The sequence below is a fragment of the Parasphingorhabdus sp. genome, assembly GCF_059726685.1.
Genome location: NZ_AP041068.1, coordinates 1,765,798 through 1,790,915, shown reverse-complemented (window position 1 = coordinate 1,790,915; position 25,118 = coordinate 1,765,798). Strand labels below are relative to the sequence as shown.

The following is a 25,118-nucleotide window of genomic DNA, read 5'->3' as shown; positions in this document are numbered from 1 at the left end:
ACATTATATCGATATATATCGATATAATGTCAAGCGCGCTTTAAAACATCAGTTTTAGGAGGAATAGTAACGTCCCCATTTACGCCCAAAAACAGACGCGGGATGGAGCTTCTCCATTTGGGCATATTGGCGAAACTTGATGTAGCTAGTGATTTGTTGCAATATTGTCTGACGTTTCCATGAGGAGGGAATGTCATGAGCACCGCCAATCAAGCTCAAATCGCGCCGGCAACAGTCGCAAGCAACCTTACGGTAAGTGACCTGCGCGCTGCACTTGTCGCGGGCTGGGGTGATTTTAGAGCCTATCCTGTATTCGGACTTTTTTTCGCGGCAATCTATGTAGCCGCGGGATTGTTTCTATATTTCGCCCTCTTTGAACGAGGCGAAATTGCCTGGCTGGTTCCGCTTGCGGCGGGGTTCCCGCTGCTTGCACCTTTCGTGGCTGTCGGACTTTATGAAGTAAGCCGCCGCCGTGAAGCTGGCACACCGATGAGCTGGCGCGCTGTCCTTGGAGCGCTCAGAGGACGCGGCGATGAGCAAATATTGAGCATGGGCGTTATCCTGTTTGTGGCGTTCGCTTTCTGGTTAATGGTCGCACACGGTATTTTTGCCATTTTCTTGGCAGAATCCGGTATCGGATCAGAGTCGCTTGAGCTGTTTCGGACAACGGCAGGTATTGCGATGCTGGTGGTCGGGAGTATCATTGGCGCGCTGATGGCGCTGGCCTTTTACGCGATTACGGTCGTCAGCCTGCCGATGTTGGTCGATCGTGAAGTTGACTTTATCACCGCAATCATCGTGAGTCTGGCGACGGTGAGATCAAACAAGCTGGTTATGCTGATCTGGGCTGCCCTGATCGCAGTTGCCCTGTTTGTGGCCATGCTCCCGCTTTTTCTGGGACTGTTTGTGGTACTCCCTGTTCTGGGACATGCCACCTGGCACCTATATCGCCGTTCTGTGAGCCAGCCAGGTTCATGAGCTACAGAAACCCTCAATAGCGGGCGCGTTATTCCGGTTTATACCCAAACGCTTCTTCCGCGAGCTTCACCAGTTCCGGGTCTGCTTCCGGTAAATCGTCCGGTAAGGCTGCCTCCAGTGTTTCGGCGACATAGGTCATCGCTGCAATCCGCGCGGCTTTCTTGTCATTGCCATCAATCACTTTCCAAGGTGCCCAGCGCGTGTCGGTTTGTTTGAACATGTCCTCCATCGCATCCAGATAATCCGCCCGTTTGGACCGGTTACGAAAATCATCTCTGGTGATTTTCCAACGCTTGTCCGGCGTGTTCAGACGATCGGCAAAGCGGCGGTCCTGCTGTTTCTGGGTGACGTGAAAAAACAGTTTAATCAGGTTGGTGCCGCCATCAATTTGCTGCGCTTCAAATTCGTTGATTTCGTCATAACCGCGCTTCCAGTCGGCTTTGCTACAAAAGCCTTCAACCCGCTCTACCAGAACGCGGCCATACCAGCTGCGGTCAAACACTGCGATCTCTCTGCTGCCCGGCAGACGTTTCCAAAAGCGCCAAAGGAAATGGCGATCCTGCTCCTCCCTGGTTGGTGCTCCGATGGGATAGACCTCAAAATAGCGCGGATCCCATTCGGCGGTCATCCGTCTTATGCAACCACCCTTCCCGGCCGCATCCCATCCTTCGAATACCAGAATCGTCCGGTTGCCGTGAATGATATGCTCAAAATGAACATGAGCCAGACGCTCCTGCAGTTCTTTCAGCGCATCGGAATAATCACCGTCAAAATCCTTGCCATCTTCATAATCTGACAGTTTGATATGTTTGCTCATGGATCGCCTCGATAATCTCGCCACTGCCCGATATGTGCAGCGGATAGCCGCACAGTTCAGAATGGCGACATACTATAGACCCGGAAAAAGAACCAACCTGTTAACCCTGTTTGGATTAATCAACCTTTACAGGCGCCTCGACTGCATTGGGGTCAGCGCTGGCATAGCGGACATCCCAGTCATCCAGAGCTCGTTGACGATCTTCAACGCGGCGAATGGCTAGATCAATCTCGATTTTGCCACCAGGCAATTGACCGGCCTCAGCATAAAGGTTCAAAGCTTTTTCCAACGCACCCTCTTTTTCAGCACACAGGCCGCGATTAAAGGCGATTGATCGATGCGATGTGCTGTTTGCTGCGGCTTGATCCCACATGCGACAGGCTTCCTGTTCATCGGTTTTGGTCATCTTCACCGCCGCCTTAAAAAATTTGGCGGTGGCCTTGTCCATGCCCTTGCGGCTCTCAAACACGCGGATATTCTCGCGCCTTTCGATCGGAGCCAAATCACGGCGCACTGCATGGGCAGCGCTATTGATCATCCCTCTTATGATGTTTTCACTGCTGGAGAAGCTCTCTTTACGTCCGCAAACGATCTGTTCATGGCCATCAGATTTACGATCGGCGTAAATGGTTTGGCCATCGCTGAACCGGGACATGCGGATTTCTGCCTGAAAATCGATAACGCGTTTAAGGCAGGGTACCTTTATACTTTTACGCTTTTCGCATTTGCCCTTGTCGTCCCTCTCGATACAGCGTTCCCGATATTCGCGTGTCTCATATTCTTCGATTCCGGTTGTTGCCGTGCCCGATAATGTTGCTTCGGGATCTATGGCGGAACGCCCCGCCATGATTTTGAAATAAGGCGCACCGTCAATTTCGACGTCGCTGAGCTTGTCCTCAATGGCAAAAGCCAGCGCGGTGCCGTCGCCGCCACCAAAACGGTCAATCGCGATGGTTTTGATTGCGGCAATATTGGGTGCACGAGCTGGATAAAGGCCTTCAACACGCAAAGTTTCGGCTTGTGCTGTAGCGGCCAGACATAGCCCAGCTACACCGATCGAAGCCATTTTACCGATAGACAGAATTCGCATCATATTGCCCCTAAGTCGTTCATCCTGGAGGTTTATCCCAGTATAGGTGAACAGGCAATTACGCGATCGTTCATATAAACACTGCGTTAGATGAACGCAAAAATCAGGTGTCAGCGCCGGCAGCAATATAGCTGGCAATCCGCTTTGGATCCTGCATCGGCATGAAATGTGTAAGCTCTGGAATATGAACTTCCTGCGCATTTGGATATATATCCACCAGTTTCGGCCAAGTCGGACTGTTGGCGAAATCCCGCGCCGCCGTGACGTCATCATCCGCCGACTGCGCACGTAAAATGGTGGCCGGCAATGTGTTCCGTTTTACCAGGGGATAAGGATCAACAGACCGAAAGCCTTCATAAACCGATGCTTCAAGATAGGGCGGACAGGCCAGAACATATCCCGCCCCATCATCCTCAGCGAGTAGACCATATTGGCAATAGTCCATCAGCACATCCGGCTGCCAAAGACTGAATGGGTGACGGTCCTTGAAGGCGGAGAACATGGCCTCTGGAGACTTCCAGCTGTTGCGTCGCCGCGATACCGGATTCTGATTGGGGTCAATATCTGCCGAGGCCGGAGGGTTTTCATAGGCATCTGGCGCCGTGATCGTTGGATCAACCAGCACCAGTCGTTCGAACCGCTCTGGCATGACATCGGCGATCTGGACGATCACATGAGCACCCATACTGTGCCCCACACCGACGATATTTTCCAGGCCAAGCCCGGCAACAAGCGCACCGACATCCCGGCCCATCAGGCTCCAGTCACTCAGACTGTCAGGCTTATAGCTCCGGCCATGACCGCGCTGATCGACAGCAATCACATGATAGCCAGATGGCAAGGCAGCGATCGTCTTGTCCCAACAGCGCGCATGGAAACCCGTGGCGTGGACCATCAGGATCGTCTGGTCGTCCGGATTGCCCCACTCGAAATAGCAGAGATCCGTTCCGCCTTGTCGAAATCGCTTTTCTGTTGGCTGCCCCGCTTCGTTCATCCTTCTTTCGGTGGCTCCACGACACGGATATGAAGTTCGCGCAACTGCTTGGGCGAAACACCGCTTGGCGCACTCATCATCAGGTCTTCTGCCTTTTGGTTCATCGGAAAGAGCACAACTTCACGAATATTCGGCTCATCCGCCAGCAGCATGACGATCCTGTCAACGCCTGGCGCAGAACCGCCATGTGGCGGCGCGCCATATTTCAGCGCATTGATCATACCGGAAAATTCGCTATCGACCGCTTCCTTGTCATAACCCGCAATCTCAAAGGCCTTGTACATGATATCGGGACGGTGGTTCCGGATGGCACCGGATGACAGCTCGATACCATTGCAGACAATATCATATTGCCAAGCCAATATATCGAGCGGGTCTTTATTCTCCAACGCCTCCATCTCGCCTTGCGGCATCGAGAACGGGTTATGCGAGAAGTCGAGCTTCTTCAGTTCCTCGTCATATTCATACATCGGATAATCAACGACCCAGCAGAATTTAAATTCATTCTCGTTGATCAAGCCTAGCTGTTCGGCCGCACGGGTGCGCGCGACACCAGCCAGTTTTGCAGCTTCCGCTTCCTTGCCAGCAGCAAAGAATACACCGTCGTCAGGGCCGCAACCGAGATCAGCCAGCAATTTCGCCGTGCCTTCTTCACCATGGTTTTTGGCAATTGGTCCGCCAGCAGCACCCTCTTTCATGTTGATGTAACCCAGACCCGCAAAACCTTCGCCGCGTGCCCAGTTGTTCATGTCATCAAAGAATTTTCGGCTGTTCTTGCCGGCTTCGGGTGCGACAAAAGCGCGCACAGTGCCGCCGGATGCGGTTATCTTGTCAAACAGGCCAAAACCGGAACCTTTGAAATGATCCGACACGTCCTGAATGATGATCGGGTTACGAAGGTCAGGTTTGTCCGAGCCGTATTTTAGCATCGCTTCCTTGTAAGGAATACGCGGAAACTCTCCAGCGGGCGTCACGCTTTTGCCATTGGCGAATTCTTCGAACACTCCGGCAAGAACAGGTTCCAACGCCTGGAACACATCTTCCTGCGTAACGAAGCTCATTTCCAGATCGAGCTGATAAAACTCACCCGGCGAGCGATCCGCCCGGGCATCTTCATCACGGAAGCAAGGGGCAATTTGAAAATAGCGATCAAAGCCAGCAACCATGAGCATCTGTTTGAACATCTGCGGCGCTTGTGGCAGCGCATAAAATTTGCCGGGATGGACACGGCTTGGCACCAGATAATCGCGTGCGCCTTCTGGTGATGAGGCGGTCAGGATCGGGGTCTGAAACTCTGTAAAGCCCTGTTCAACCATACGGTTGCGCAGCGAAGCAATCACCTTGGAGCGCAGCATCATATTGGCGTGGACTTTCTCCCGCCGCAGATCGAGAAAGCGGTAACGCAAGCGGATATCTTCCGGGTACTCCTGTTCACCAAAGACCGGCATTGGCAACTCTTCAGCAGGCCCCTGCATTTCGACGGCTTCGGCCACCAGCTCAACTTCGCCCGTCGGCAGGTTGGAGTTAACCGTCTCTGCCGAGCGCGCCGCGACCTTACCGGTGACGGTAATCACCGATTCCTTGCGCGCCGAATCCAACAGCTTGAACGCATCGCTTCCTTCTTCGCTGACAATCTGGGTCAGACCGAAATGATCGCGCAAGTCGACGAAGAGCAAATTACCATGATCGCGAACGTTGTGAACCCAGCCAGACAGGCGGACTTCTTCGCCAACATTGGCGGCGCGAAGCTGTGAACAATTATGGGAGCGATATGCGTGCATGATGAACCTTTGATAATTGGAATGTTTCCTCTTTGGAAACTTATGGGGCGTAACACAGGCCAAAGCCACTTTTGTCAAGGCAGAAGGTATAAAGCAGGACCATAAACCGCCCGTAGCAAAAGGCAGAAGACAGTTGTTGATAATAGACAATCTCTATCGGAAATGTTTGCGACACTCGGCTCAGCTTGTATAGATGCGGCATGAAAATTCACCCTTTACTGACTGACAGTCAGGATATTGCCGATATTTGCGAACGCTTTTCCACCGCTGAATTTGTTGCGGTCGATACAGAGTTCATGCGAGAAAACACCTATTGGCCGATCCTCTGCCTCATCCAGATTTCTGATGGCAAGGAAGCTGCTGCGATTGATCCGCTCGCCAAGGACGTTGATCTCAAGCCTTTGCTCGACTTGCTGGTCAATAATGAAGATGTACTGAAAATCTTTCACGCTGGAGGCCAGGACGTGGAGATTATCCACAACATGACCGGCAAAACTCCTCACCCGATTTTCGACACCCAGGTCGCAGCCATGGCTTTGGGGCCAAGCGAACAAATCGGTTATGCCAATTTGGTTGACAGCTGGTTGGGCATCACACTGGACAAGGGTGCCCGTTTCACCGACTGGTCGCGACGCCCCCTCAATGACCGGCAGATTAAATATGCCATTGGTGATGTCACTCATTTGTCGGCCATTTTTCCGATGATGCTGGAAAAGCTGATCGAAACGGGGCGCGGTATCTGGATCAATGCTGAAATGGAAAAGTTGGCCGATCCCGCAAACTATGTGAATGACCCTCAAAATTCATGGCGGCGCGTCAAATTCCAGGGCCGCAATCTGGAATCTTTAGGCCGGCTGAAAGCGCTGGCTGCCTGGCGGGAAAAGGAAGCACAATCCAAAGATATGCCCCGCGGCAGGATCATGCGCGATGAAACGCTGGCCGATATCGCCGCCCATCCACCAAAAGACCAAGCCAAGCTGGCACAAGTACGCGGATTGTCGTCTGGCTGGAAAAATAATGATATTGGCGAACGGTTGATGGAAGCGCTGGCCAATGCGCAGCCGTTGACGAAAGACGAGTTGCCTGACCGCAATGGTCGCCGCCCCAAATTTAGCAAAGAAAATGCGTTAGTCGCCGATTTGCTGAAGTTACTTCTGAAAATCCGGTCTGCGGAAATGAGTGTTGCTTCGAAACTACTGGCCCGCGCTGATGACCTTGAACGTATTGTTGGCGGTGAACGGGATGGCGTTGCTCTCCTGGAGGGCTGGAGATATGAAGAATTTGGACGTGACGCGATCGATTTGATCGAAGGTCGGATGAGTTTTACGGTCCAGGATGGTAAACTGAAAATGACCCATCAACCCGAAACCACAAGCGAAGAAGCACAATGAAGAAAGCCTTGTTCGCCTTAGTAGTCTGTCCCGCACTATTGGCCTGCTCCACGACTGTTGGAGAGCCGGAAGTGCCGGAACGCGGAACTACTCCTGGATATGCCTGCGCAGCAGAAAACCTTCAGTCATTTGTTGGACAATCGGTAAATGAAGAGAATGGAGCCGATGCGCTCAAACAATCTGGTGCAAAAACTCTACGCTGGATAGCCCCGCGTAGCGCCATAACGATGGATTTTCGTCAAGACCGCCTGAATATTGAATATGATGATGCTATGATAATCACGCGCATCTACTGCGGTTGACCGTAACTTATTCGGTTACCAAAACAGGCTCCAGCTCGAGCATGTTCGCGAGTTGAATATGTCGTTTTGCTACAGCATCGCCATAAAGGTCACTCAGATCCTTAGCCATGACGATCTCCAATCGGCCGTCAATTTTGCGAAGCTGCGTCTGTTCCAATGGGTTACGCGTACCGCCGCTCAGCCTTTGACCCAGCCGCATCGCCAAACCCCAACAAATCGCACGCTCCGTTGCCTTTTCGCTGGCCAGTTTACCGCCTCCGGAAAAGATATTGGCCCCACCGCCAAAACTGGTGAACAATGTTTGGCCCAACAACTCCCGTTCAGCGCCGGTTATCCCGACCCAGTTCCCGTGCAAACCCATGACCAATCCCCGTTCAGCGCGAAAATTCGGATTGGCTCGCCATGCCACATCACCCAGATTGCAAGCCGCCTGCCTTATGCGCTGCCAGTCAGGAGGGTCTTCAGAGAAAATCGGTGCAATCCATTTTCCCAGCAATTTACTGTTTGCTGGAAACCGGGCCTGCGCTGCCCCGGACTCCTCGGTTGCAAGCAATAACGGATCACGTTTGCTCTCCGGTTTACTGACATTTTTGAACAATAAACCTTCCCGAACACCATATGCGGAGACGATCATGGTGCTGCTACCCAGATAGCGGACAATGAACGACAAAAGCCACGCCGCATCATCCAGCGTCGGAATTCGGGAAGTAGACAGGCCGGGAACCGCTTTTAACTTTGCCTTGTTCATCCGGGCGAGCTGCCTGACCAATCGCCGTGCGCGCTGAGGCTGCATTTCATAGTGATGAATAACCGGCAGCGGATAGCCACTGTCAAACATGTCGAGCCGTGCCAGCGAACGCCAGGAACCACCAACAAGATAAAATGGCAAGCCCTGACCATTCTGGTCCCATCCTGTTTTTTTCAGCATCTTGCGCACATGACGTTTGAGCTTGTCCTTACCCTTGGCCCGCAAATTGGCAACGCGGAGCACACCGAGTGGAAAACTGTATCGCTCGATAACCTTACCTTTGTCGATCATCGCCAATTCAAGGCTGCCACCGCCGAGATCGCCGACGATACCTTTGGCACCAGGAATGGCTGAAAGCACTCCCAGTCCCGCCAGCTCCGCTTCTTCTTCGCCCTGAAGAACCTGCGTCTCAAAACCGATTTCTTCCGCAGCCTCGAGCAAGTCCGCACCATTGTTTGCATCGCGCACTGCCGCGGTCGCGAAACACTTGATCGAGTCTACATCCATCTGGGTACAAAGCCTGTAAAAGCGTTCGAGGGCCTGAACCGCCAGTGCCATGGAAGTCTCTGCAATGGCGCCTGTCGTTGCAAGCTCTTTACCCAATCCGGCCATTACCTTTTCATTGAACAATATCGCTGGAACCCTTGCCGCGCCCTGATAGACAACCAGGCGGATCGAGTTGGAACCAATATCGACAATCGCAGTCCGCCGGTTTGTCCGCGGTGCTTTTCTCTTTCTGGTTATTTGCAATCCCCCGACCTGCATCTGGCAATCGCGTTCAGGCTTTTTTCTTGCGCCGACGAAGAGACAAGCGCGGTACAGCGTTGCTTTTGTTCAAAGCCTTACCGCGACCGGACAGCGACGGATTGGTCATGAAGTAACGGTGCAGGTTGAACGATTTTTCCGATGGTTCAACTCTTGTATAACTGCCATCGCTATTCAGTTCCCAGCTCTGTTCATCGTCAATCAGATTAGCGACCATCACCTGATCCAGTATCTGATCATGTACCGTCGGATTGGTTATCGGAATCATATATTCCACACGCCGGTCAAGGTTGCGCGGCATCCAGTCGGCAGAGCTTATGTAAAGCGCCGCATCATCATTTGGTAAATCCCCGCCATTGCCGAAAGCCCAAATCCGGCTGTGTTCCAGAAAGCGTCCGATAACCGACTTGACCCGAATATGATCAGACATGCCCGGCACGCCCGGCCGCAGACAGCAAATTCCCCGAATCACCAGATCAATCTCGACCCCCGCATTGCTGGCTGCGTAAAGTTTTTCGATCAACGCCGGGTCAACGAGCGAATTCATCTTTGCCCAAACTATACCTGGTTTCCCGGATCGCACGTTATCAATTTCACGATCAATCAAATCCATCAGGTCACGCCGCATATAACGCGGAGACATCGAAATCATTTCCAGTTTTTCTGGCTCTACATAACCCGTGATATAGTTGAACAGCTGCGCTGCATCTCGTGCAGCTTTTGGATCCGCCGTAAAGAAGCTGAGATCGGTATAAATCTTGGCGGTTATCGGATGGTAGTTACCGGTGCCAAAGTGGCAGTAGGTCCGATAACCCTCTTGTTCCTTGCGGATAACCATTGATATCTTGGCGTGGGTTTTCCACTCGATAAAACCATAAACAACCTGCACACCCGCCCGCTCCAGCGCGCTGGCCCAAAGCAAATTCTGTTCCTCATCAAAGCGCGCTTTCAACTCGACAATGGCTGTTACCGATTTACCGGCTTCTGCCGCATCAATCAGGGCTCTAATAACGGCAGACTGTTTGCCCGCACGATAAAGCGTCTGTTTGATCGCAACCACATCGGGGTCAGCCGCGGCCTGGCGCAGAAACTCAATCACCACCTCAAACGATTCATAAGGATGGTGAACAAGAATGTCCTTGTCACGGATCGCGGCAAAACAATCCCCGCCATGTTCACGAATCCGTTCGGGAAAGCGCGGGCTATACGGCGTGAATTTCAAATCCGGACGATCTTCGTCCACTAGCAAGTCAAGATCACCGATACCAACTAGGCCTTTCACCCGGCTTTCCGTCGCACCTTCTGTCAAAAGATTCTCGCGTAACAACGCAACAACCGCATCTGATAGACCCGGCCCCATCTCAAGCCGGATGACGTCACCCCGCCGCCGGCGTTTGATGGCGCTGCGGAAATAGCGAACCAAGTCTTCGGCTTCTTCTTCCACCTCTATATCGCTGTCGCGAATGATCCTGAAAAGGCCGCTATTGGCTACATTATAACCTGGAAATAACTGGTCTGAATAACATTGAATGACCGATTCCACCGAAACATATGTGGGTGTTTCATCGGGCATCCGGATGAAACGCGGCAAGCCTGACGGGATCATCACCAGTTCCCGTATCCTTTGGTTATCGGATTGCCTTACCAGATCAAATACCAGGCTGAGTCCCTTGTTCGGAATGAACGGAAAGGGGTGAGCGGGGTCAAGGGCCTGGGGTGTCAGAACCGGAAAAATCTGATCCAGAAAATGCTGCTTCAACCAGGCATTACTAGAATTCCCCAACTGTTCGGCATCAAGGACATGTATGTCCTCTTCCGCCAGCGCAGCGGACAGCTGATCCCAGACTTGCTGCTGATTGCCCATCAGCTTGTCGCTATGAGAAGCGATTGCCTGCAATTGCTGCTTGGCCGTCAATCCATCAGCCGAACGTTCCTCAATATGCTGACGAAACTGGCCGACTAGCCCAGCAAAGCGGACCATGAAAAACTCGTCCAGATTACTCCCGGAAATTGACAGGAAGCGCAGACGTTCCAGCAATGGATGCGAGTTATTCTGCGCCTCTTCAATGACTCTATCGTTGAATCCAAGCCAACTTAACTCGCGATTGAAATAGCGTTCGGAGCCCCCATCATCGACAGAAAATGAGCTGTGATCTTCTTCGGTATCTGGTGCCTGGGGGACAAGACTATCCATTCAACCTTCCTTACCATCTTGGGCTGTTTTTGGTTCAGCGCCGGTTTCATGTTCATCCGCCTGCTGCTGCGCCAATGCATCAATGGCAATAGAGCGCGTGATCGGCTTTTTTCTTTCTATAGCAAGAATATTCATATTTTGCGCCAAAAGCTGAACATCTTGATAACTTCGTTCCATCCGTTTTCCGAGATAAGACAGCGCATCTTCAGAGATGGAAAGACCGCGCAGCGCAAAATATTTCTGGAACAACCCTGTAATCATTGCCTCGTCTGGCGGGTCTACCTCGATAAGCAGAGAAGCTGCCAAACGGGATTTAAGATCAGGAAGCTCAACGCCCCAATTGGAGACCGGTTCGGATGAGACGAGAAGCAATGGTTTTTCCTCTTGTCTGGCGCGATTCCAGAGATGGAAAAGGTCATTGTCGGCCATATCCCTTGCATCATCGACAACATGACCGCCGCTATCACGCCCAAATTGTTGCGCCATGGCAGATTTTCCTGCTGCTTTGCCGCCAATCAATATCGCAGTGAGATGCGGCCAGCTTTGCCAATTACAGATATGATCATGCGCCTGAGCATTGGCATCAGTAACGATATAACCATCATCCTGCGCTGCTAAGGCTGAATCCAAAGGAAGGGCAATTTGGTTCACTGGTCCTGCCCGTCACTCCCGGAATTCGATCCACTTGATGAACCGCCTCGAGTGATCCTGAGCGCGCCGCCCCCTTGCTGGACCTGCCACCCTTGCGCACGTAGCGCTGAGGCCAAAGTCGCAAGGTCACCAGCGTACGATACCTGCATCACCGACACACCGCCCAAGGCCAAACTTGAGGTAGAAGCCGAGGACACTCCCGGAACGGACCGGACGGATGCCTCACCACGACTGACCGCACCGACATCAGGCGTGTTAAACTGAACCGTATAAGTCGTTGCTGCGACGGTTGGCCCTGTAACAGTATTTGCTTCGCCAGACGCTTCGGACGCACCGCTGCCAGATGATTCAATGCCAGACAAGCTGCCTTCAGCCGCCAATTCTGCCTCAATCTCCCGTTCGAGCGCTTCCAGGTCGATCGAATCTTCAATAATCAACGACTTGTCCGTTTTCAAAAGACCGCTGGAAAGGGCGTTTGTGTAAAGGCCATCCATCCGCACAATCGCCTGGTCCATCATCGCCGGAATCCCGTCAGTGGATTTGGTCTTCAAAGAGAAACTGTCGATAAATTTGCTATCCGGACCGTAGCGGGCCGTAAAATGGGCCGTAACCGGACCACCGGGATATTCTCTTTCCATTCTGACAATCGGAATAATGACATCGGCGGCGCTGAACTGATCCAATATCATCCGCCACCATCTTCTGTTGCGACGATCAGCCTGCCCGGCGGTCAATACCAGTGATTCGCTATCCGAACCATAAGCACGGACATAGTCAATCGCGCTGTCACCAGAGCGGAATCTGGCCCATGCCTTTTGCCACTCTGTTTTGCTTTCAAACACCTGCGGTGATCCGCCACTCCACATAATCGGTAGAACCAGCAAAGGCGGCGAGCGCAACCGCCGTCCACTAACGCCAAGAATCTGGCCAGCACGAGCACGGTCGAACATCACGCCCAACGTAGCAATGTAGCGTTTCGGACCAATTTGCTCCTGCTCGACAATGATTGCCGACACAATATTATTGAGAGCGCCATCAGACAGCCCGGTAGTTTTCCCGCCCTGAGTCCGGGCATAAAGAGTCTTCCACGCCTTGCGCTGCGCCTCTTCCCAGCCTTTTTGGCGCGCCTCAAAAGAATTATCGCCTCGTGTGTCGACCTCCACCCCGAAAACTTCAAAGTCACCACTGCTCGCGAGCGGTGCAACTCCTCGGTCAGCGCCTTCCAGCTGCGCATATACAATACCGGCTGCAGCCAAGCCGAAAACCATAAAAATCGCAACAATAGGGGTTTTAAAACTGGTCAAAAATTTCATTTCCGCTCTTTTGACGATTATGACGTGGAAATCCACCCACGACTTGTCTAATCGCCTATTTTATGAGTGATAAACAAAACAACGAGCGAAATGAACCGGAATCATACACCTATGCGAAAGCCGGTGTATCGATCGAGGCAGGTAATGCACTGGTCAAGGCCATTGCACCGCTTGCCAAAGCAACTGCACGTCCGGGGGCGAATGCGGAACTGGGGGGGTTTGGCGGTTTTTTTGATCTAAAAGCAGCTGGTTACGATGACCCTCTGCTAGTCGCTGCGAATGACGGCGTTGGCACCAAACTGAAACTGGCCATAGACCATGACCGCCATGACAGCGTCGGCATTGATCTGGTTGCGATGTGTGTAAATGACCTGATCGTGCAAGGTGCGGAGCCACTGTTCTTCCTCGATTACTTTGCGACTGGCAAACTGGAAAACGGTGTTGCCGAGCGAGTCGTAGCGGGCATAGCGGAAGGCTGTAAAATATCAGGTTGCGCATTAATCGGTGGCGAGACGGCAGAGATGCCGGGCATGTATGCCGATGGTGATTATGATCTGGCGGGATTTTGCGTGGGTGCCGTAGAGCGCGAAAAAGCGCTGACCGGCACGCAATTAGCGGATGGCGATATACTTATTGGTCTGGCGTCCTCAGGCGTGCATTCCAATGGCTATTCCCTCGTTCGCAGGCTGGCCGAAGATAAAGGCTGGAAATTGGATCGTCCGGCGCTTTTTGACCCTGATGTTCTGTTGATCGAAGCATTGATCGCCCCGACGCGGATTTACGTAAAATCCCTGCTTCCCCTGATGCAATCCGGTCGGATCAAGGCATTGGCACATATTACCGGCGGCGGATTACTCGAGAATATCCCCCGTGTCCTGCCAGATGGCCTGAACGCCCATGTTGATGCCGATCGCTGGGATCAGCCGCGACTAATGGCTTTTCTGCAGGCTCAAGGTAATATCGAACCGGAAGAAATGGCGCGGACGTTTAACTGCGGTATCGGAATGATTCTGGCTGTGTCACCGGATGAGGCGGCGTCGATACGGTCGGATCTGGAGGCCGCTGGCGAAACCGTTCATGAAGTGGGTGTCGTCAAAACAGGTACAAAGGGCTGCACTGTGTCAGGTAGCACCGGCACTTGGTCGGCACGAAATGATTGGACCGCAACTCACAATGGCTGATGCGTGATGCCTGAAATTGCCAAAGTGGCCGTGCTAATATCAGGTCGCGGATCCAACATGGCCGCATTACTATACGCCGCAAAGGCGGAAAACTGCCCGTTTGAAGTTGTTCTGGTGGCATCCAATGATCCGCAGGCTCCGGGGCTGAAGTTGGCGGAAGCGGAAGGCATTGATACTTTTGCCCACCCGAATAAGGGCCTAAGCCGCAACGAACATGACCAGATCATGCATGAAGTCATTGTCGCAGCGGGCGCCGACTATGTCGCACTGGCAGGATATATGCGCATCTTGAGCAATGAATTCGTCCGTCAGTGGCAGGATCACATGCTCAACATCCACCCCAGCCTGTTGCCGAAATATAAGGGCCTCGACACGTATCAGCGCGCGCTCGACGCCGGGGACAGCCATGCCGGGTGCAGCGTTCATCTTGTGACACCGGAACTGGATGACGGCCCCGTGCTGGCACAGACAGAAGTTGCCATCCTGCCTGGCGATACCGCCGACATATTGGCCGACCGAGTCCTGATTGCCGAGCATCAGCTTTACGCCGCGACCCTTGCCAAATATGTGACCCGTGAGGCCGATCCCGACTGGATATTGGAACAAGTCCGCACCCGCGCGCTAGCGCTGGAGGAAACTCATGAACGTCCAAGTTTCGGTACACCCGGCTGGCGTGTTGGCAGTGAGAAAACCGGGAAATATTTTGCCTATTTTTCTCGCCGCCATTTCGGTGAAACAGGGACATCGGTTTTCGTAAAAACCAGCGGTCTCGACGAGCAAAGCGCTCTTCTTGACGCCGATCCCGATCTTTATTTCACACCAAAATTTTACGGTAAATCAGGCTGGATTGCGATCCGGCTGGATACCGGACACACGGACTGGGATCATGTCGGTGACTGGCTGGAAAAAAGCTGGCGGATGGTAGCACCCAAACGGCTCACCAAAATGATGGATATCGCGGCAGAATTTTAGGGAAAAGTTCGCATCGCGGGAAGAGCAAACCTAAAGCGACAAGGAGGAGGGAGGATATGTCGCAATAAATTTGAGATCTGGGATGACTGCTCCATCCGCGATGCTTGAATTTTATTTACGCTATGACTGCGATAATATGGATACGGTATTAGGACCGTAGTCAATTTTACTTACATGCCTGCTTCCACGGCCAACCGAACCATGTCGGCTGCACTAGGTGCCTCCAGCCGTTTCATCAGGATCGCACGGTGCATCTTTATCGTCCGCTCACTTAAATCCAGTTCATGTGCAATCTGTTTATTTAACAGACCCTTGGCGATGTATTTCAACACTTCACGCTGCCTTTTGGAAAGGTCCTTGACGATTTCCGTCGCCCGCATGCGCCGCGCCTTGGCAAGGCTCGGGCCATCGCTATCAATTTCCACCTGCGATCCCAGGAAAAACTCCAGTTCGCCGTCATCATCAAATAATGGAGCGACAAGAACTGCATTTTGAAAAGGCGTACCATCCTTTTTATAATTGAGAATTTCAACCAGTACTGGCTTGCGTTCCCGCACGCCGCGGCGAATTTCTTCCGTCAGCCATGGCTCAGTGGCTGGCCCCGAAAGAAAGCGGCAATTGCGCCCGATGATGAAATCTCGATCATAGCCTGTAAGTTCACAAAAGGCATCGTTGGACGCAACGATGGGATTATCCGTCAATCTTGGATTGCTGATAACCGATGCAATCGGGCTGTGTTTGATTAGTGCTTCCACAGACGCTTTGGGCATATCAGCCTTGGGTATCGACTGCTGTTTTGTCTTATTATTCTCGGCCTCGGAAGTCATAAAATATGCGTAGTCCATCCTCATCGGCTATGGCAAGCAGAATGCCAATATCACGCACGTTACTTTACACCGCCCTTGCAGCGTTTTGAGCAATATTTGACGTCATCCCAGACATCTTTCCACTTCTTGCGCCATGTGAATGGGCGGCCGCAGGTAACGCAGGTTTTTTGAGGCAGATGCTGCTTCTTGATTTGCTTCTTGGCGGGCATCGAAGGGTGATATTACGGAACAACACCTTCAACCACTGATTTCGCGTTATCGACCCTTATCGCAGCGCCATTGATAAATTTGGATTCGTCCGATGCGAGGAACAGTACTGTATTGGCAATGTCATCGGGTTCCCCCAATGCGCTGGCCGCCGGTCCCTCGCTGGCTGGCCGCAGGTCATCTCTATCCATCATTTTCGGCCCAATTTCTTCGACCATCGGCGTCAAAATCCCTGCCGGATGAACGCTGTTACAACGGATATTATAACCATTATTCGCACAATGCACCGCGATGCTGCGGGTCAGGCTTTCCACCGCCCCTTTTGCGGCTGCATAAGCGGCAACAACAGGCTCCCCCTGAACCGAGGCAATGGATGCCATGTTGATGATCGAACCGCCACCAGAAGCCTTCATTGCCGGCACTGCATATTTGCATCCAAAAAATGTCCCGTCAGCACTGACCGCCATCACAAAGCGCCATTCTTCTGCCGTTTGGGTTTCGATGGTGCCGGGTTCAACCACACCTGCATTGTTGACCAAGACATCCAGCTTCCCGTGCCGGGACACAATATCTGCAATCAGGTCTTCCCATGCCGATTCATCGCGAACATCCTGCTTGTGAAATTCTGCCGCACCGCCAATTTCAGCAGCAACACGCGCACCGTTATCTTCATCCATGTCGGTCAGGATGACTGTTGCGCCTTCGCGCGCAAACATCCGGGCATCTGCTTCACCCAATCCCTTTGCTGCGCCGGTAATGATCGCTATTTTCCCTTCCAGTCTGCCCATCCTGATCCCTCTCTTTTTTGCCAACTGTTCACAGGTTAGCAGCACATGCTAATCCCTCAGCCTAACAATATGAGGGAGAGCGGGATGGACAAGGTCGAAGAACTGGTGGCGCGAGAGGAAATTCGTGATTTGCTGCACCGCTATTGCAAGGGAATAGACCGTAAAGACTGGACTTTGGTTCGGTCATGCTTCGCAGATGATCATGTTCACAACCATGGTGATTATTCGGGACCGCCGGATGAATTTGTCGGTTTTGCCAGTGAGATACTGAAAAAAGTTCCCGCCACACATCATTCCATTTCCAATGTGCATTTCTTTTTCAGCGATGATGGCAACAGCGTGTCAACCGAAGCGAATTTCGTTGCCTATCACTATGTGCAAGAGGGGACGCCGGAATTCGATCCGGTCCCGACCGGCGGCAAAGCCACGGACTGGATAGTGGCCGGTCGCTATTGTGACAAACTTGAAAAGCGCGACGGCAAATGGATTATCGTCCGGCGTGAAGCATTTCACGACTGGGAACGCTATGACGAAGCCAATCCCAAAGCCTAGTCCAAACGGGCTTCAAAACTGATCGTGAAACTGGGATCGTTTGATCCGTTCGAGGCAGCCAATGTGCCTGACGGATTTATGATGAGGCCGGTGACGTTAGAATCAAAACCCGAGGTATTGGGCGCGTAACCGTAAGGCGCGGCACCGAATGGCTGGTCAGAAAAACTGGCCATGGTTGCGGGATCAAAAGGATCGAGACCGCTCGACGTTGCGCCGTCAGTAAACACAATAGGTGATGCCCCATTATAGCTGATATCGGACGGTAGAACGTCCGCGATCTCTATGCTGCTGGTATCTACCGGTGCATCGCCCTGATTGACCACCTCGATCGTGTAGCGAATGACGGCTCCGGGGATGGCTTTGGGATTGACCGAGCCGTTTACCGGGTCGGAAACTACCGTCGATTGCTTACTTATCTCCAGCACTGCATTCGCAGGGTCACGGGTGTTCGTGATGACACATGTGATCACATCACCCACAGCAGGCGCAAAGTCTTCTTCCAGGGAGCTTGGCAATATAGTCGAAGAGCCTGTATTGGCATTGGTACAGGACAAAGAAGCCGTATAGCGATCGAGGTCGGTAGTCCCGCGCGCCCGTTCATCCACATGATAGTTGTTCCCACTGACTAGCTGCGTCATCGCGATTGGTGCGTTGCTAATCACCGCTCCTGCGCCAGCGGTTGTCGTTGCCGCAACCGTGCTGCCGCCTTCTCTTATGCGGATACGGAATTCATCACTGTCAAATATCCGGCCAGCCGCACTTAACTGTTTTTCCAGCGAAAGATGCGGATAAGGCACATTATTGAACACACATTCCACCGCATCGCCAAAGGCCAGCGCCCCGAAACTGTAATTTGTCGTTTCTACGTTGGTCGGCATCACTGTGGGTGAACCCGCGCTGTTGTTCGTACAAGTCAGTTGGGGGCGATATTGGCTTATTGCGCTGGCACTGCCGCTGGCCATGACTTCGGTCAGGCTGATCGGAATCCCGGACGCTGTGGATATCACGGCCGCCGGAAACGGGCCGTTACCGGAACCGGTTGTTGTACCGGATGCCAGCAAATCGCCGGATGATGTCGATGTAATCTGAAACGTAAACTGGTCAGCGGGATCAACCCGCGTGCCGGTAATCGTCTTGTTCAAGGTGATGGATGCGAAACGCACGGCAAACATCATCCCCTGCAAACCCTGCCCCCGCATGGTGGCCGTTACGTTGGTGGGTGAATTCGTGCCCGCAATATATCCTCCAACACGGCCGGTCTGGCCGCCGCCAGCCATGCGCAGCGTTGCCGTACCGGTACCGGTCAAAACCGGAAACTGACTACCGCTGATCGGTGGTACAGCGTCCAGTATCTGCCAGTTCGAACCATTGGTGCCAAATTCCAGAAATTCGCTGTTGTCCGTCGATTCTGCATCTGCCGCCACAAAGGCATAGCTGCTGACTGACGCAACTCCGGGCGGCGGGATGACTGTAATGTTGGAAAAGGTGAAATTCACCAGCGCACCGCTATTGACCATGTAGAGAATGGGGCGTCCGGGAATATTCAGGAAGGATGAATTGCCAACCGCTGCTCCCGACCAGCTTGGTGCGGCCCGGTCATCGGCGGCCGATGCGGTAGTGCTGGTTGCCCTCAAAGTGAAGGTCAGTGTTGAACCGTCATCCAGATCAAAGGAAAAATTCTGGCCCGATGCAGAACGAACGGTCGCGTCATTGTAAGAGGAAAAGTCGAGCCAGCAATAGGTTTGCCATGCCGCCGGAGCCGCGCCTTGCGCCCCTGCCGGTGAGCAAGTGGCAGCCACAGCTGTTCCGCCGCCAAAGCTGACGGCAGCCAAGGCATAGGTCATGATCAGCAAAAAATGCTTGATTATGTGTTGCACTGGTCTGGTCCCACAATTCCGACCATCTGGCACAGGATTTCCCACTCCCGTACCAGTGATCAGATTGCGGATTAACAGATCATGCTTAAAATTCCGTGAAAGCCTTGAAAAACCGTCACTAAATCAGAACAGGTCTAGCCTACAATTTCATCTTCGTTGAAGAAATAGGCGATTTCAATCGCTGCATTTTCGTCGCTGTCGGAACCATGAACCGTGTTGGCTTCGATGCTTTCAGCCAGCTCCTTGCGGATGGTGCCCGGTGCGGCGTCGGCCGGGTTGGTCGCGCCCATGATGTCACGGTTACGCTGCATGGCGTTTTCGCCTTCCAAAACCTGAACAACGACAGGACCGCTGATCATGAAATCGACCAGTTCGCCAAAGAAAGGACGCTCTTTATGGACCGCGTAAAAGCCTTCTGCCTGTTCGCGGGTCATATGGATACGCTTGGAAGCGACAACGCGCAGACCTGCGTCCTCCAGCATTTTGGTGACCGCACCGGTCAGATTGCGCTTGGTCGCGTCTGGTTTGATGATCGAAAATGTCCGTGTACCGGCCATGATTTTGCTCCGTAATAGGGGTGTGAAATAAGTTTGCGCCGCCCCTAGCCGGACTTTTCAAGCATAGCAAGTTTTGTAAGGCTTTCCTGCCCAATTTGCAGTCTAGTTCTTGCCGCCAGCCATCAAGGTGGTCGTCACGCCGCCATCTTCATCCTTAATAACGGAGATATTGATACCCTCTCCATCGGAACGCTGGCCGCCAATCATCTGCATGTCCCCAGATTTGATTTCGGTTTGCACATCAATGCCCTTATCCTTCATCTGGTCCTTGTAAAAGCTGATCACCTCATCCTGATCATCGGAGCTTTTGAAGACGATCATCGCCCCCGACTTACCATCACCCATACCGGCAATACTGCTTTGAATTTCCGCACCGGGATACAATTTTATGCCCATCGGCAAATCGGCAACCGCTTTCGATCCGGTCGCGATCCGGACCTCTCCTTCATCGGTCTTGATCACCGTCTCACTATCGTCGCCCTCACCGCTGACCGAATAGCTGCCTTTTCCGCCATCACCATCATCAAACGTGCCGGATGCGACCTCATCATTGCTGCCACAGGACATGGCCAACAAAACGATTGGCAGGATAAATAACTTGTTCATGAAAATGGCTCCATCCAAAAAATGGCGCGACCCATTCAGGATTGTAGGAGCAACGCCAAAAAAGCGCAAACGGCAATTATATCAGGGCCCTTCGACCCACCGGCCACCATCCTGTTTCCAATAACGCGGCGTAACGTCGTCTTTGGCCGATAGGGCTCGCCAGGCGGTTCTGGCATTGTCGATCTGTTCGGCGGTGAAGAGATAGAAAGCCCGGTCAAAGGCCAAAGCCTCATCCCGCCATTCACCATCGGTCAGCGCGATGTAACGCGCTCCGTTGGCTGCCTGACAATCCCCGGAAATCAGGATGGGTTGCGCTTCATCCTGCCCGTTTCCAGCCAGACCGTGGGCCAAAAAACTGCTGGGTCCAGCGCGCCACAAGGCATTGCTCAGCTTTTCCAGCTGGCCGACAAAGCTCGACACGAGCAACATCCTCTTCCCGCCATCCAGGGTTTTCTGGGCCAGGACAGGCACCAGTTTTTCCGCTGGATCGCGGGTCAAATGATAAAAATCGACCTGCACCGGTCAGATGATCCTTCAAATTGGCCTATTGCTCAAAATTGTCGGCAACATATTGATCGAGCAGACGCACACCGAAACCGGTTGCGCCCTTGTCCCAAACCGGACCGGGCTTGTCCGCCCAGACCATCCCGGCAATGTCCAGATGCGCCCATTTGACGCCGTCTTTGATAAAGCGTTTCAGGAATTGCGCGGCGGTAATCGATCCTGCGCCCTTGCCACCGACATTTTTCATGTCTGCAATGGGCGAGTTGATCTGCTTGTCATAAGCGGCCGTGAGCGGGAAGCGCCACAGCGGATCACCAGCTGTTTTGCCAGCCGCCAGCAAATTGTCGGACAGGCCGTCATCGTTGCTGAAGCAACCTGCATGCTCGTTGCCCAGCGAGATAATAATCGCGCCCGTCAAAGTTGCCAGATTGACGACAACCTCCGGTTCAAAAGTCTCCTGCGCCCAATGCAGTGCATCACATAGCACAAGCCGTCCTTCGGCATCGGTGTTAATGACTTCGATGGTCTGACCACTCATACTGGTCACCACGTCGCCAGGCCGCTGGGCATTGCCATCGGGCATGTTTTCAACCAGGCCGCAAATGCCAACGACATGCGCCTTAGCCTTACGCCCGGCGAGCGCCTTCATGGTGCCGGCCACCGCACCGGCACCGCCCATATCCCATTTCATATCTTCCATGCCGCCCGGTGGTTTCAGCGAAATGCCGCCGGTATCGAAGGTCACACCCTTACCAACCAGCGCCAGCGGCTTTTTTTGCGCGCCATTGGTGCCATCCCAGCGCATAGCAAGCATCCGCGGCGGTCGGACCGAGCCTTGTGACACGCCCAGAAGCGCGCCCATGCCAAGCTTTTCCATTTCTTCCTGCCCGAGGACGGTAAACTCGACGCCCATGTCCTGAAGCTCTTCGCAACGCGCGACGAAGCTTTCCGGATAGATAATGTTAGCCGGCTCCGACACCAGTTCGCGGGTCAGCGCTACCCCGTCGGCGACGGCAGACAGGTCTTGCCAGACCTGCGCTGATTCCATGTCGGTATCCAGCACGGTTATGGTTTCCAGCGTCTGCTTCGCATTTTCCGGCATGGTCGTGCGATATTTATCGATTCTCCAGCTACGCAGTTTCGCGCCAAACAGCAGCCGTGCCAATTGATCTTGCTCCAGGCCCGATCCACTGATCACAAGGTGTTTTACGCCTGATGCAATTAACTTGGCGACAACCGCTCCGCCAGCCGCTTCGCAATCCTTGCGTTCCCCTTTTCCGGTACCGGTCAATATGACCTGTATGACCGCGTCGCCTTCTGTCACAAATGTCTGAAATGTCTGGCCGGTTTTTCCTTCAAACCTTGCCGCTTTGGCGGCAGCGCGGACCACTTTATCCTGTTCAACGTCGATCTTCGCGCTGTCCAGTGTATCTTTGCCAACCGCAATGGCAATTGCATCTGGTGTGGAAGACAGGCTTTCGGCAAAAGTGAATCTCATGGGTAAAACGTCCTTATCAATGGGTCAGCCGTATTCGTATCCCGGCTATATGATCTTCTGTTCAGGGTGGATCAATGAAAGATTGGCAGTGTCTTTGCAATCATCATTTCATCCGAGTTAATGATGAAATCGGGAGATTGGGAAAAATCAGCAGAGAAAATTTGCAGCAAACGCAATCTGGTGCAATAGGGCGTCGAACAGGTTGGCGCCAATATAAATTACGCCAATATTTCATGGGGTCAAAGGTAGGTTAATCTCGTCGATGAAATCTTCAATCGCACTGATTGCATTGGCTCTTCCGATTGCCCTTCCACAGTCCGCTATGGCGCAAGCGGATACCGGCGGACAACCACAAGCATCTGCAGAAGCGCCACAAAAATCTCCTGAGCAATCAGAAGAAATTGAATTTAGCGCCGATACGATAGATTATGATTTTGAAAATGATGTTGTAACGGCCAAAGGCAACGTGCTGCTTCACCGGGACGGATACAAACTGCGTTCCGATACCGTCACCTGGAATCGCAAGACCGGTATCGTGCGTGCGGAAGGTAGTATTCGTTCGATAAGCCCCGATGGCGACACCGCTTATGGCGACAGCATTGTGCTGACCGACAGTCTGCGAGACGGAATCGTCGACAATTTATTGCTGGTGCTCGATGACGGCAGCAGGCTTGCCGCCCGAAAGGGAGAACGGTTTGCGGATGGCGCTCTAACACTTGACAGCGCCGCTTACACAGCCTGTGCAGTTACCACCGAAGATGGCTGCCCGAAAAACCCCAGCTGGCAGATTAAAGCCGTTAAAGTTCGCTATGATCCGATCAAGAAACGCGTCAGCTATGACGGGGCGCGGATCGAGATATTTGGACTGCCGGTCATTCCCCTGCCTGGCCTGTCGCATCCGGTCAGCAACGAAAATCGCAGCGGCATATTGGTCCCTAATCTGAGGTTTGATTCGACCAACGGCGTTGCGGTTTCCATTCCCTATTATTTCAACCTTGCGCCCAATGAAGACGCAACGATAACAACTCAGGTCTTTACCGAGGTAGCCCCGTTGATCAGCGGGACATATCGAAATCTAAGCGAAAAAGGCGCATTTCAACTCACCGGCTACGCCACTTACGGATCCCGTATCCCCACTGGAGCGTCCGGACCATTGCCAGATGCAGAGAAAGATTTCAGGGGATATTTTGCAACCACTGGCCGCTTCATTCTGGATGAGAACTGGACGATATCGCAATCCGCGAGATTGGTCTCTGACCGAACTTTTCTGCGCCGCTACGATATCAGTGACGATGACAGCCTGCGATCGACCATCAATGTCGAACGGATAGACGACAGCAGCTATTTTTCACTGGCCGGGTGGGCGTTCCAGACCTTGCGCGCTGGCGATCCGCAAAACCGCGTTCCAATCGCTTTGCCCGTAGTTGACTATCGCAAGCGCTTTGCCGAACCGGTATTGGGTGGGAGCACGCAAATTCAGGTCAACAGCCTCGCCATCGGCCGCACAGAGGGTCAGGACACACAACGCGCTTTTGCATCCGCCCGGTGGGATTTGCGCAAACTGACGACCCTGGGTCAGGAAATAACCCTGACCGGCTTTGCGCGCGGCGACGTCTATAACAGCCAAGACAACGCACTCAATGAGACAGCTATTTATCGCGGCGAATCCGGCTGGCAAACCCGTGGTATTGTGACGGCGGCCGTAGACATTAAGTGGCCTTTTATTGGGCAGGCCTTTGGCGGAACCCAAACGCTGACACCGCGTTTTCAGGTTGTCGCGACACCCGCTATATCAAATCAGTCGATTCCCAATGAAGATTCGCGTTCGGTCGATCTGGAAGATACAAATTTGTTTGCGCTCAACCGGTTCCCCGGCTTTGATCGCTATGAAGATAACGTTCGGGCCACCTATGGTCTGGAATGGAATCTCAACCGGCCTAATTTGCGCGTCGATGCCATTGTTGGTCAAAGCTATCGACTTGCCAATAATAGCAACATTGTTCCCGACGGAACCGGCCTTTCAGATAGGTTTTCCGATATCGTCGGACGGACGGAAGTCCGCTTCAAGGACATCGTCAAGTTTACCCATCGATATCGGCTGGATAAAGACAATCTCGCAGTCCGGCGCAACGAGATTGATGCCACGGTTGGCACGCGGGATACTTACGCACAAATCGGTTATTTACGGCTGAACCGCGATATTGGCGCCGGGATTGAAGATCTTAGTGATCGTGAAGAGGTCCGTGTTGGTGGCCGTTATCAGATAGACCGATATTGGTCTGTATTCGGTTCCGCGATCATCGATCTTACCGATGCGCGGGAAGATCCGCTGTCTTCTGCAGACGGATTTGAACCCGTACGGCACCGGATCGGCGTCGCCTATGATGATGGTTGCTTGTCTCTCGGCATAACATGGCGCTATGATTATGAAGATACGGGAGATGACCAGCGCGGCAGCACATTCCTCTTCCGACTGGCTTTACGCAATTTGGGTGTGTAAGGCGTTTGTTAATGATATTTGATTG

23 protein-coding genes are annotated in these 25,118 nt (G+C 52.9%); 7 read left to right on the top strand and 16 right to left on the bottom strand.

What is annotated here, in order from left to right; genetic code table 11:
• Window positions 1-195: 195 nt before the first annotated feature.
• Window positions 196-978, top strand: a complete 783-nt coding sequence (locus tag AC6I9Z_RS08905; RefSeq protein ID WP_461455340.1) for a DUF2189 domain-containing protein — start codon at window positions 196-198, stop codon at window positions 976-978.
• A gap of 28 nt (window positions 979-1,006) precedes the next feature.
• On the opposite strand, the gene AC6I9Z_RS08900 is transcribed toward AC6I9Z_RS08905, so the two are convergent.
• From AC6I9Z_RS08900 to aspS, 4 genes are all read right to left on the bottom strand, one after another.
• Entirely contained in the window at window positions 1,007-1,795 is a 789-nt protein-coding gene (locus tag AC6I9Z_RS08900; protein WP_461455338.1) for a polyphosphate kinase 2 family protein, read from the bottom strand.
• A gap of 115 nt (window positions 1,796-1,910) precedes the next feature.
• Complete coding sequence (locus AC6I9Z_RS08895; RefSeq protein WP_461455336.1) at window positions 1,911-2,888, bottom strand: hypothetical protein; 978 nt, start codon at window positions 2,886-2,888, stop codon at window positions 1,911-1,913.
• Window positions 2,889-2,988: 100 nt separating this feature from the next.
• Window positions 2,989-3,879, bottom strand: coding sequence for an alpha/beta fold hydrolase (locus AC6I9Z_RS08890; protein ID WP_461455334.1), 891 nt, complete (start codon window positions 3,877-3,879; stop codon window positions 2,989-2,991).
• Window positions 3,876-5,660: an aspartate--tRNA ligase gene (aspS, locus tag AC6I9Z_RS08885; RefSeq protein WP_461455332.1), complete on the bottom strand. Its 1,785-nt coding sequence runs from the start codon at window positions 5,658-5,660 to the stop codon at window positions 3,876-3,878. The genes AC6I9Z_RS08890 and aspS overlap by 4 nt, the downstream gene beginning before the upstream one ends.
• 200 nt (window positions 5,661-5,860) lie before the next feature.
• On the opposite strand from aspS, the gene rnd reads away from it, so the two are divergent.
• Both rnd and AC6I9Z_RS08875 read left to right on the top strand, forming a co-directional pair.
• Window positions 5,861-7,051, top strand: coding sequence for a ribonuclease D (rnd, locus tag AC6I9Z_RS08880; RefSeq protein WP_461455330.1), 1,191 nt, complete (start codon window positions 5,861-5,863; stop codon window positions 7,049-7,051).
• A complete protein-coding gene (locus AC6I9Z_RS08875) occupies window positions 7,048-7,353 on the top strand; it encodes an I78 family peptidase inhibitor (RefSeq protein WP_461455328.1) in 306 nt (101 codons plus the stop codon). The genes rnd and AC6I9Z_RS08875 overlap by 4 nt, the downstream gene beginning before the upstream one ends.
• A 7-nt stretch (window positions 7,354-7,360) precedes the next feature.
• Here AC6I9Z_RS08875 and AC6I9Z_RS08870 read toward each other — a convergent pair whose 3' ends face one another.
• From AC6I9Z_RS08870 to AC6I9Z_RS08855, 4 genes are read right to left on the bottom strand one after another with little or no spacing between them, the layout of a single operon-like run.
• The gene (locus AC6I9Z_RS08870) at window positions 7,361-8,851 is read right to left on the bottom strand and encodes a Ppx/GppA phosphatase family protein (protein WP_461455326.1); all 1,491 of its coding nucleotides are present in this window, start codon (window positions 8,849-8,851) and stop codon (window positions 7,361-7,363) included.
• A gap of 28 nt (window positions 8,852-8,879) precedes the next feature.
• The gene (locus AC6I9Z_RS08865) at window positions 8,880-11,060 is read right to left on the bottom strand and encodes an RNA degradosome polyphosphate kinase (protein ID WP_461455324.1); all 2,181 of its coding nucleotides are present in this window, start codon (window positions 11,058-11,060) and stop codon (window positions 8,880-8,882) included.
• Window positions 11,061-11,711, bottom strand: a complete 651-nt coding sequence (locus AC6I9Z_RS08860; RefSeq protein ID WP_461455322.1) for a P-loop NTPase family protein — start codon at window positions 11,709-11,711, stop codon at window positions 11,061-11,063. It lies immediately after the preceding gene.
• A complete protein-coding gene (locus AC6I9Z_RS08855) occupies window positions 11,708-13,024 on the bottom strand; it encodes a heavy-metal-associated domain-containing protein (protein WP_461455320.1) in 1,317 nt (438 codons plus the stop codon). The genes AC6I9Z_RS08860 and AC6I9Z_RS08855 overlap by 4 nt, the downstream gene beginning before the upstream one ends.
• A 62-nt stretch (window positions 13,025-13,086) precedes the next feature.
• Here AC6I9Z_RS08855 and purM point away from each other — a divergent pair, with 62 nt between their 5' ends.
• The gene (purM, locus tag AC6I9Z_RS08850) at window positions 13,087-14,205 is read left to right on the top strand and encodes a phosphoribosylformylglycinamidine cyclo-ligase (protein WP_461455318.1); all 1,119 of its coding nucleotides are present in this window, start codon (window positions 13,087-13,089) and stop codon (window positions 14,203-14,205) included.
• A 6-nt stretch (window positions 14,206-14,211) separates the two neighbouring features.
• A complete protein-coding gene (gene purN, locus AC6I9Z_RS08845) occupies window positions 14,212-15,177 on the top strand; it encodes a phosphoribosylglycinamide formyltransferase (RefSeq protein ID WP_461455316.1) in 966 nt (321 codons plus the stop codon).
• A gap of 170 nt (window positions 15,178-15,347) precedes the next feature.
• Here the strand turns inward: purN and AC6I9Z_RS08840 are convergent, their stop codons facing one another.
• The 3 genes from AC6I9Z_RS08840 to AC6I9Z_RS08830 all read right to left on the bottom strand — a co-directional run bounded on the left by AC6I9Z_RS08840 (window position 15,348) and on the right by AC6I9Z_RS08830 (window position 16,999).
• Entirely contained in the window at window positions 15,348-15,947 is a 600-nt protein-coding gene (locus tag AC6I9Z_RS08840) for a LuxR C-terminal-related transcriptional regulator (RefSeq protein WP_461456881.1), read from the bottom strand.
• Window positions 15,948-16,063: 116 nt separating this feature from the next.
• The gene (locus AC6I9Z_RS08835; RefSeq protein ID WP_461455314.1) at window positions 16,064-16,213 is read right to left on the bottom strand and encodes a DUF2256 domain-containing protein; all 150 of its coding nucleotides are present in this window, start codon (window positions 16,211-16,213) and stop codon (window positions 16,064-16,066) included.
• 12 nt (window positions 16,214-16,225) lie between these two features.
• Window positions 16,226-16,999 (bottom strand): glucose 1-dehydrogenase, encoded by a 774-nt coding sequence (locus AC6I9Z_RS08830; protein WP_461455312.1) that lies wholly within the window; start codon window positions 16,997-16,999, stop codon window positions 16,226-16,228.
• A gap of 84 nt (window positions 17,000-17,083) precedes the next feature.
• On the opposite strand from AC6I9Z_RS08830, the gene AC6I9Z_RS08825 reads away from it, so the two are divergent.
• On the top strand, window positions 17,084-17,551 hold the full coding sequence (locus AC6I9Z_RS08825; RefSeq protein WP_461455310.1) for a nuclear transport factor 2 family protein: 468 nt from the start codon (window positions 17,084-17,086) through the stop codon (window positions 17,549-17,551).
• Here the strand turns inward: AC6I9Z_RS08825 and AC6I9Z_RS08820 are convergent.
• From AC6I9Z_RS08820 to AC6I9Z_RS08800, 5 genes are all read right to left on the bottom strand, one after another.
• Window positions 17,548-19,428 carry a CshA/CshB family fibrillar adhesin-related protein gene (locus tag AC6I9Z_RS08820; RefSeq protein ID WP_461455308.1) on the bottom strand — a complete coding sequence of 627 codons (1,881 nt, stop codon included), beginning with the start codon at window positions 19,426-19,428 and terminating at the stop codon, window positions 17,548-17,550. The genes AC6I9Z_RS08825 and AC6I9Z_RS08820 overlap by 4 nt on opposite strands.
• Window positions 19,429-19,562: 134 nt before the next feature.
• Window positions 19,563-19,985, bottom strand: a complete 423-nt coding sequence (gene ndk / locus AC6I9Z_RS08815; protein ID WP_109357427.1) for a nucleoside-diphosphate kinase — start codon at window positions 19,983-19,985, stop codon at window positions 19,563-19,565.
• A 102-nt stretch (window positions 19,986-20,087) separates the two neighbouring features.
• A complete protein-coding gene (locus AC6I9Z_RS08810; RefSeq protein WP_461455307.1) occupies window positions 20,088-20,591 on the bottom strand; it encodes a hypothetical protein in 504 nt (167 codons plus the stop codon).
• Between the two features lie 81 nt (window positions 20,592-20,672).
• Window positions 20,673-21,110: a DNA polymerase III subunit chi gene (locus AC6I9Z_RS08805; protein ID WP_461455305.1), complete on the bottom strand. Its 438-nt coding sequence runs from the start codon at window positions 21,108-21,110 to the stop codon at window positions 20,673-20,675.
• 25 nt (window positions 21,111-21,135) lie between these two features.
• Entirely contained in the window at window positions 21,136-22,593 is a 1,458-nt protein-coding gene (locus tag AC6I9Z_RS08800; protein WP_461455303.1) for a leucyl aminopeptidase, read from the bottom strand.
• A 262-nt stretch (window positions 22,594-22,855) separates the two neighbouring features.
• On the opposite strand from AC6I9Z_RS08800, the gene AC6I9Z_RS08795 reads away from it, so the two are divergent.
• Window positions 22,856-25,093, top strand: coding sequence for an LPS-assembly protein LptD (locus tag AC6I9Z_RS08795; RefSeq protein WP_461455301.1), 2,238 nt, complete (start codon window positions 22,856-22,858; stop codon window positions 25,091-25,093).
• The last annotated feature ends 25 nt before the right edge of the window (window positions 25,094-25,118 follow it).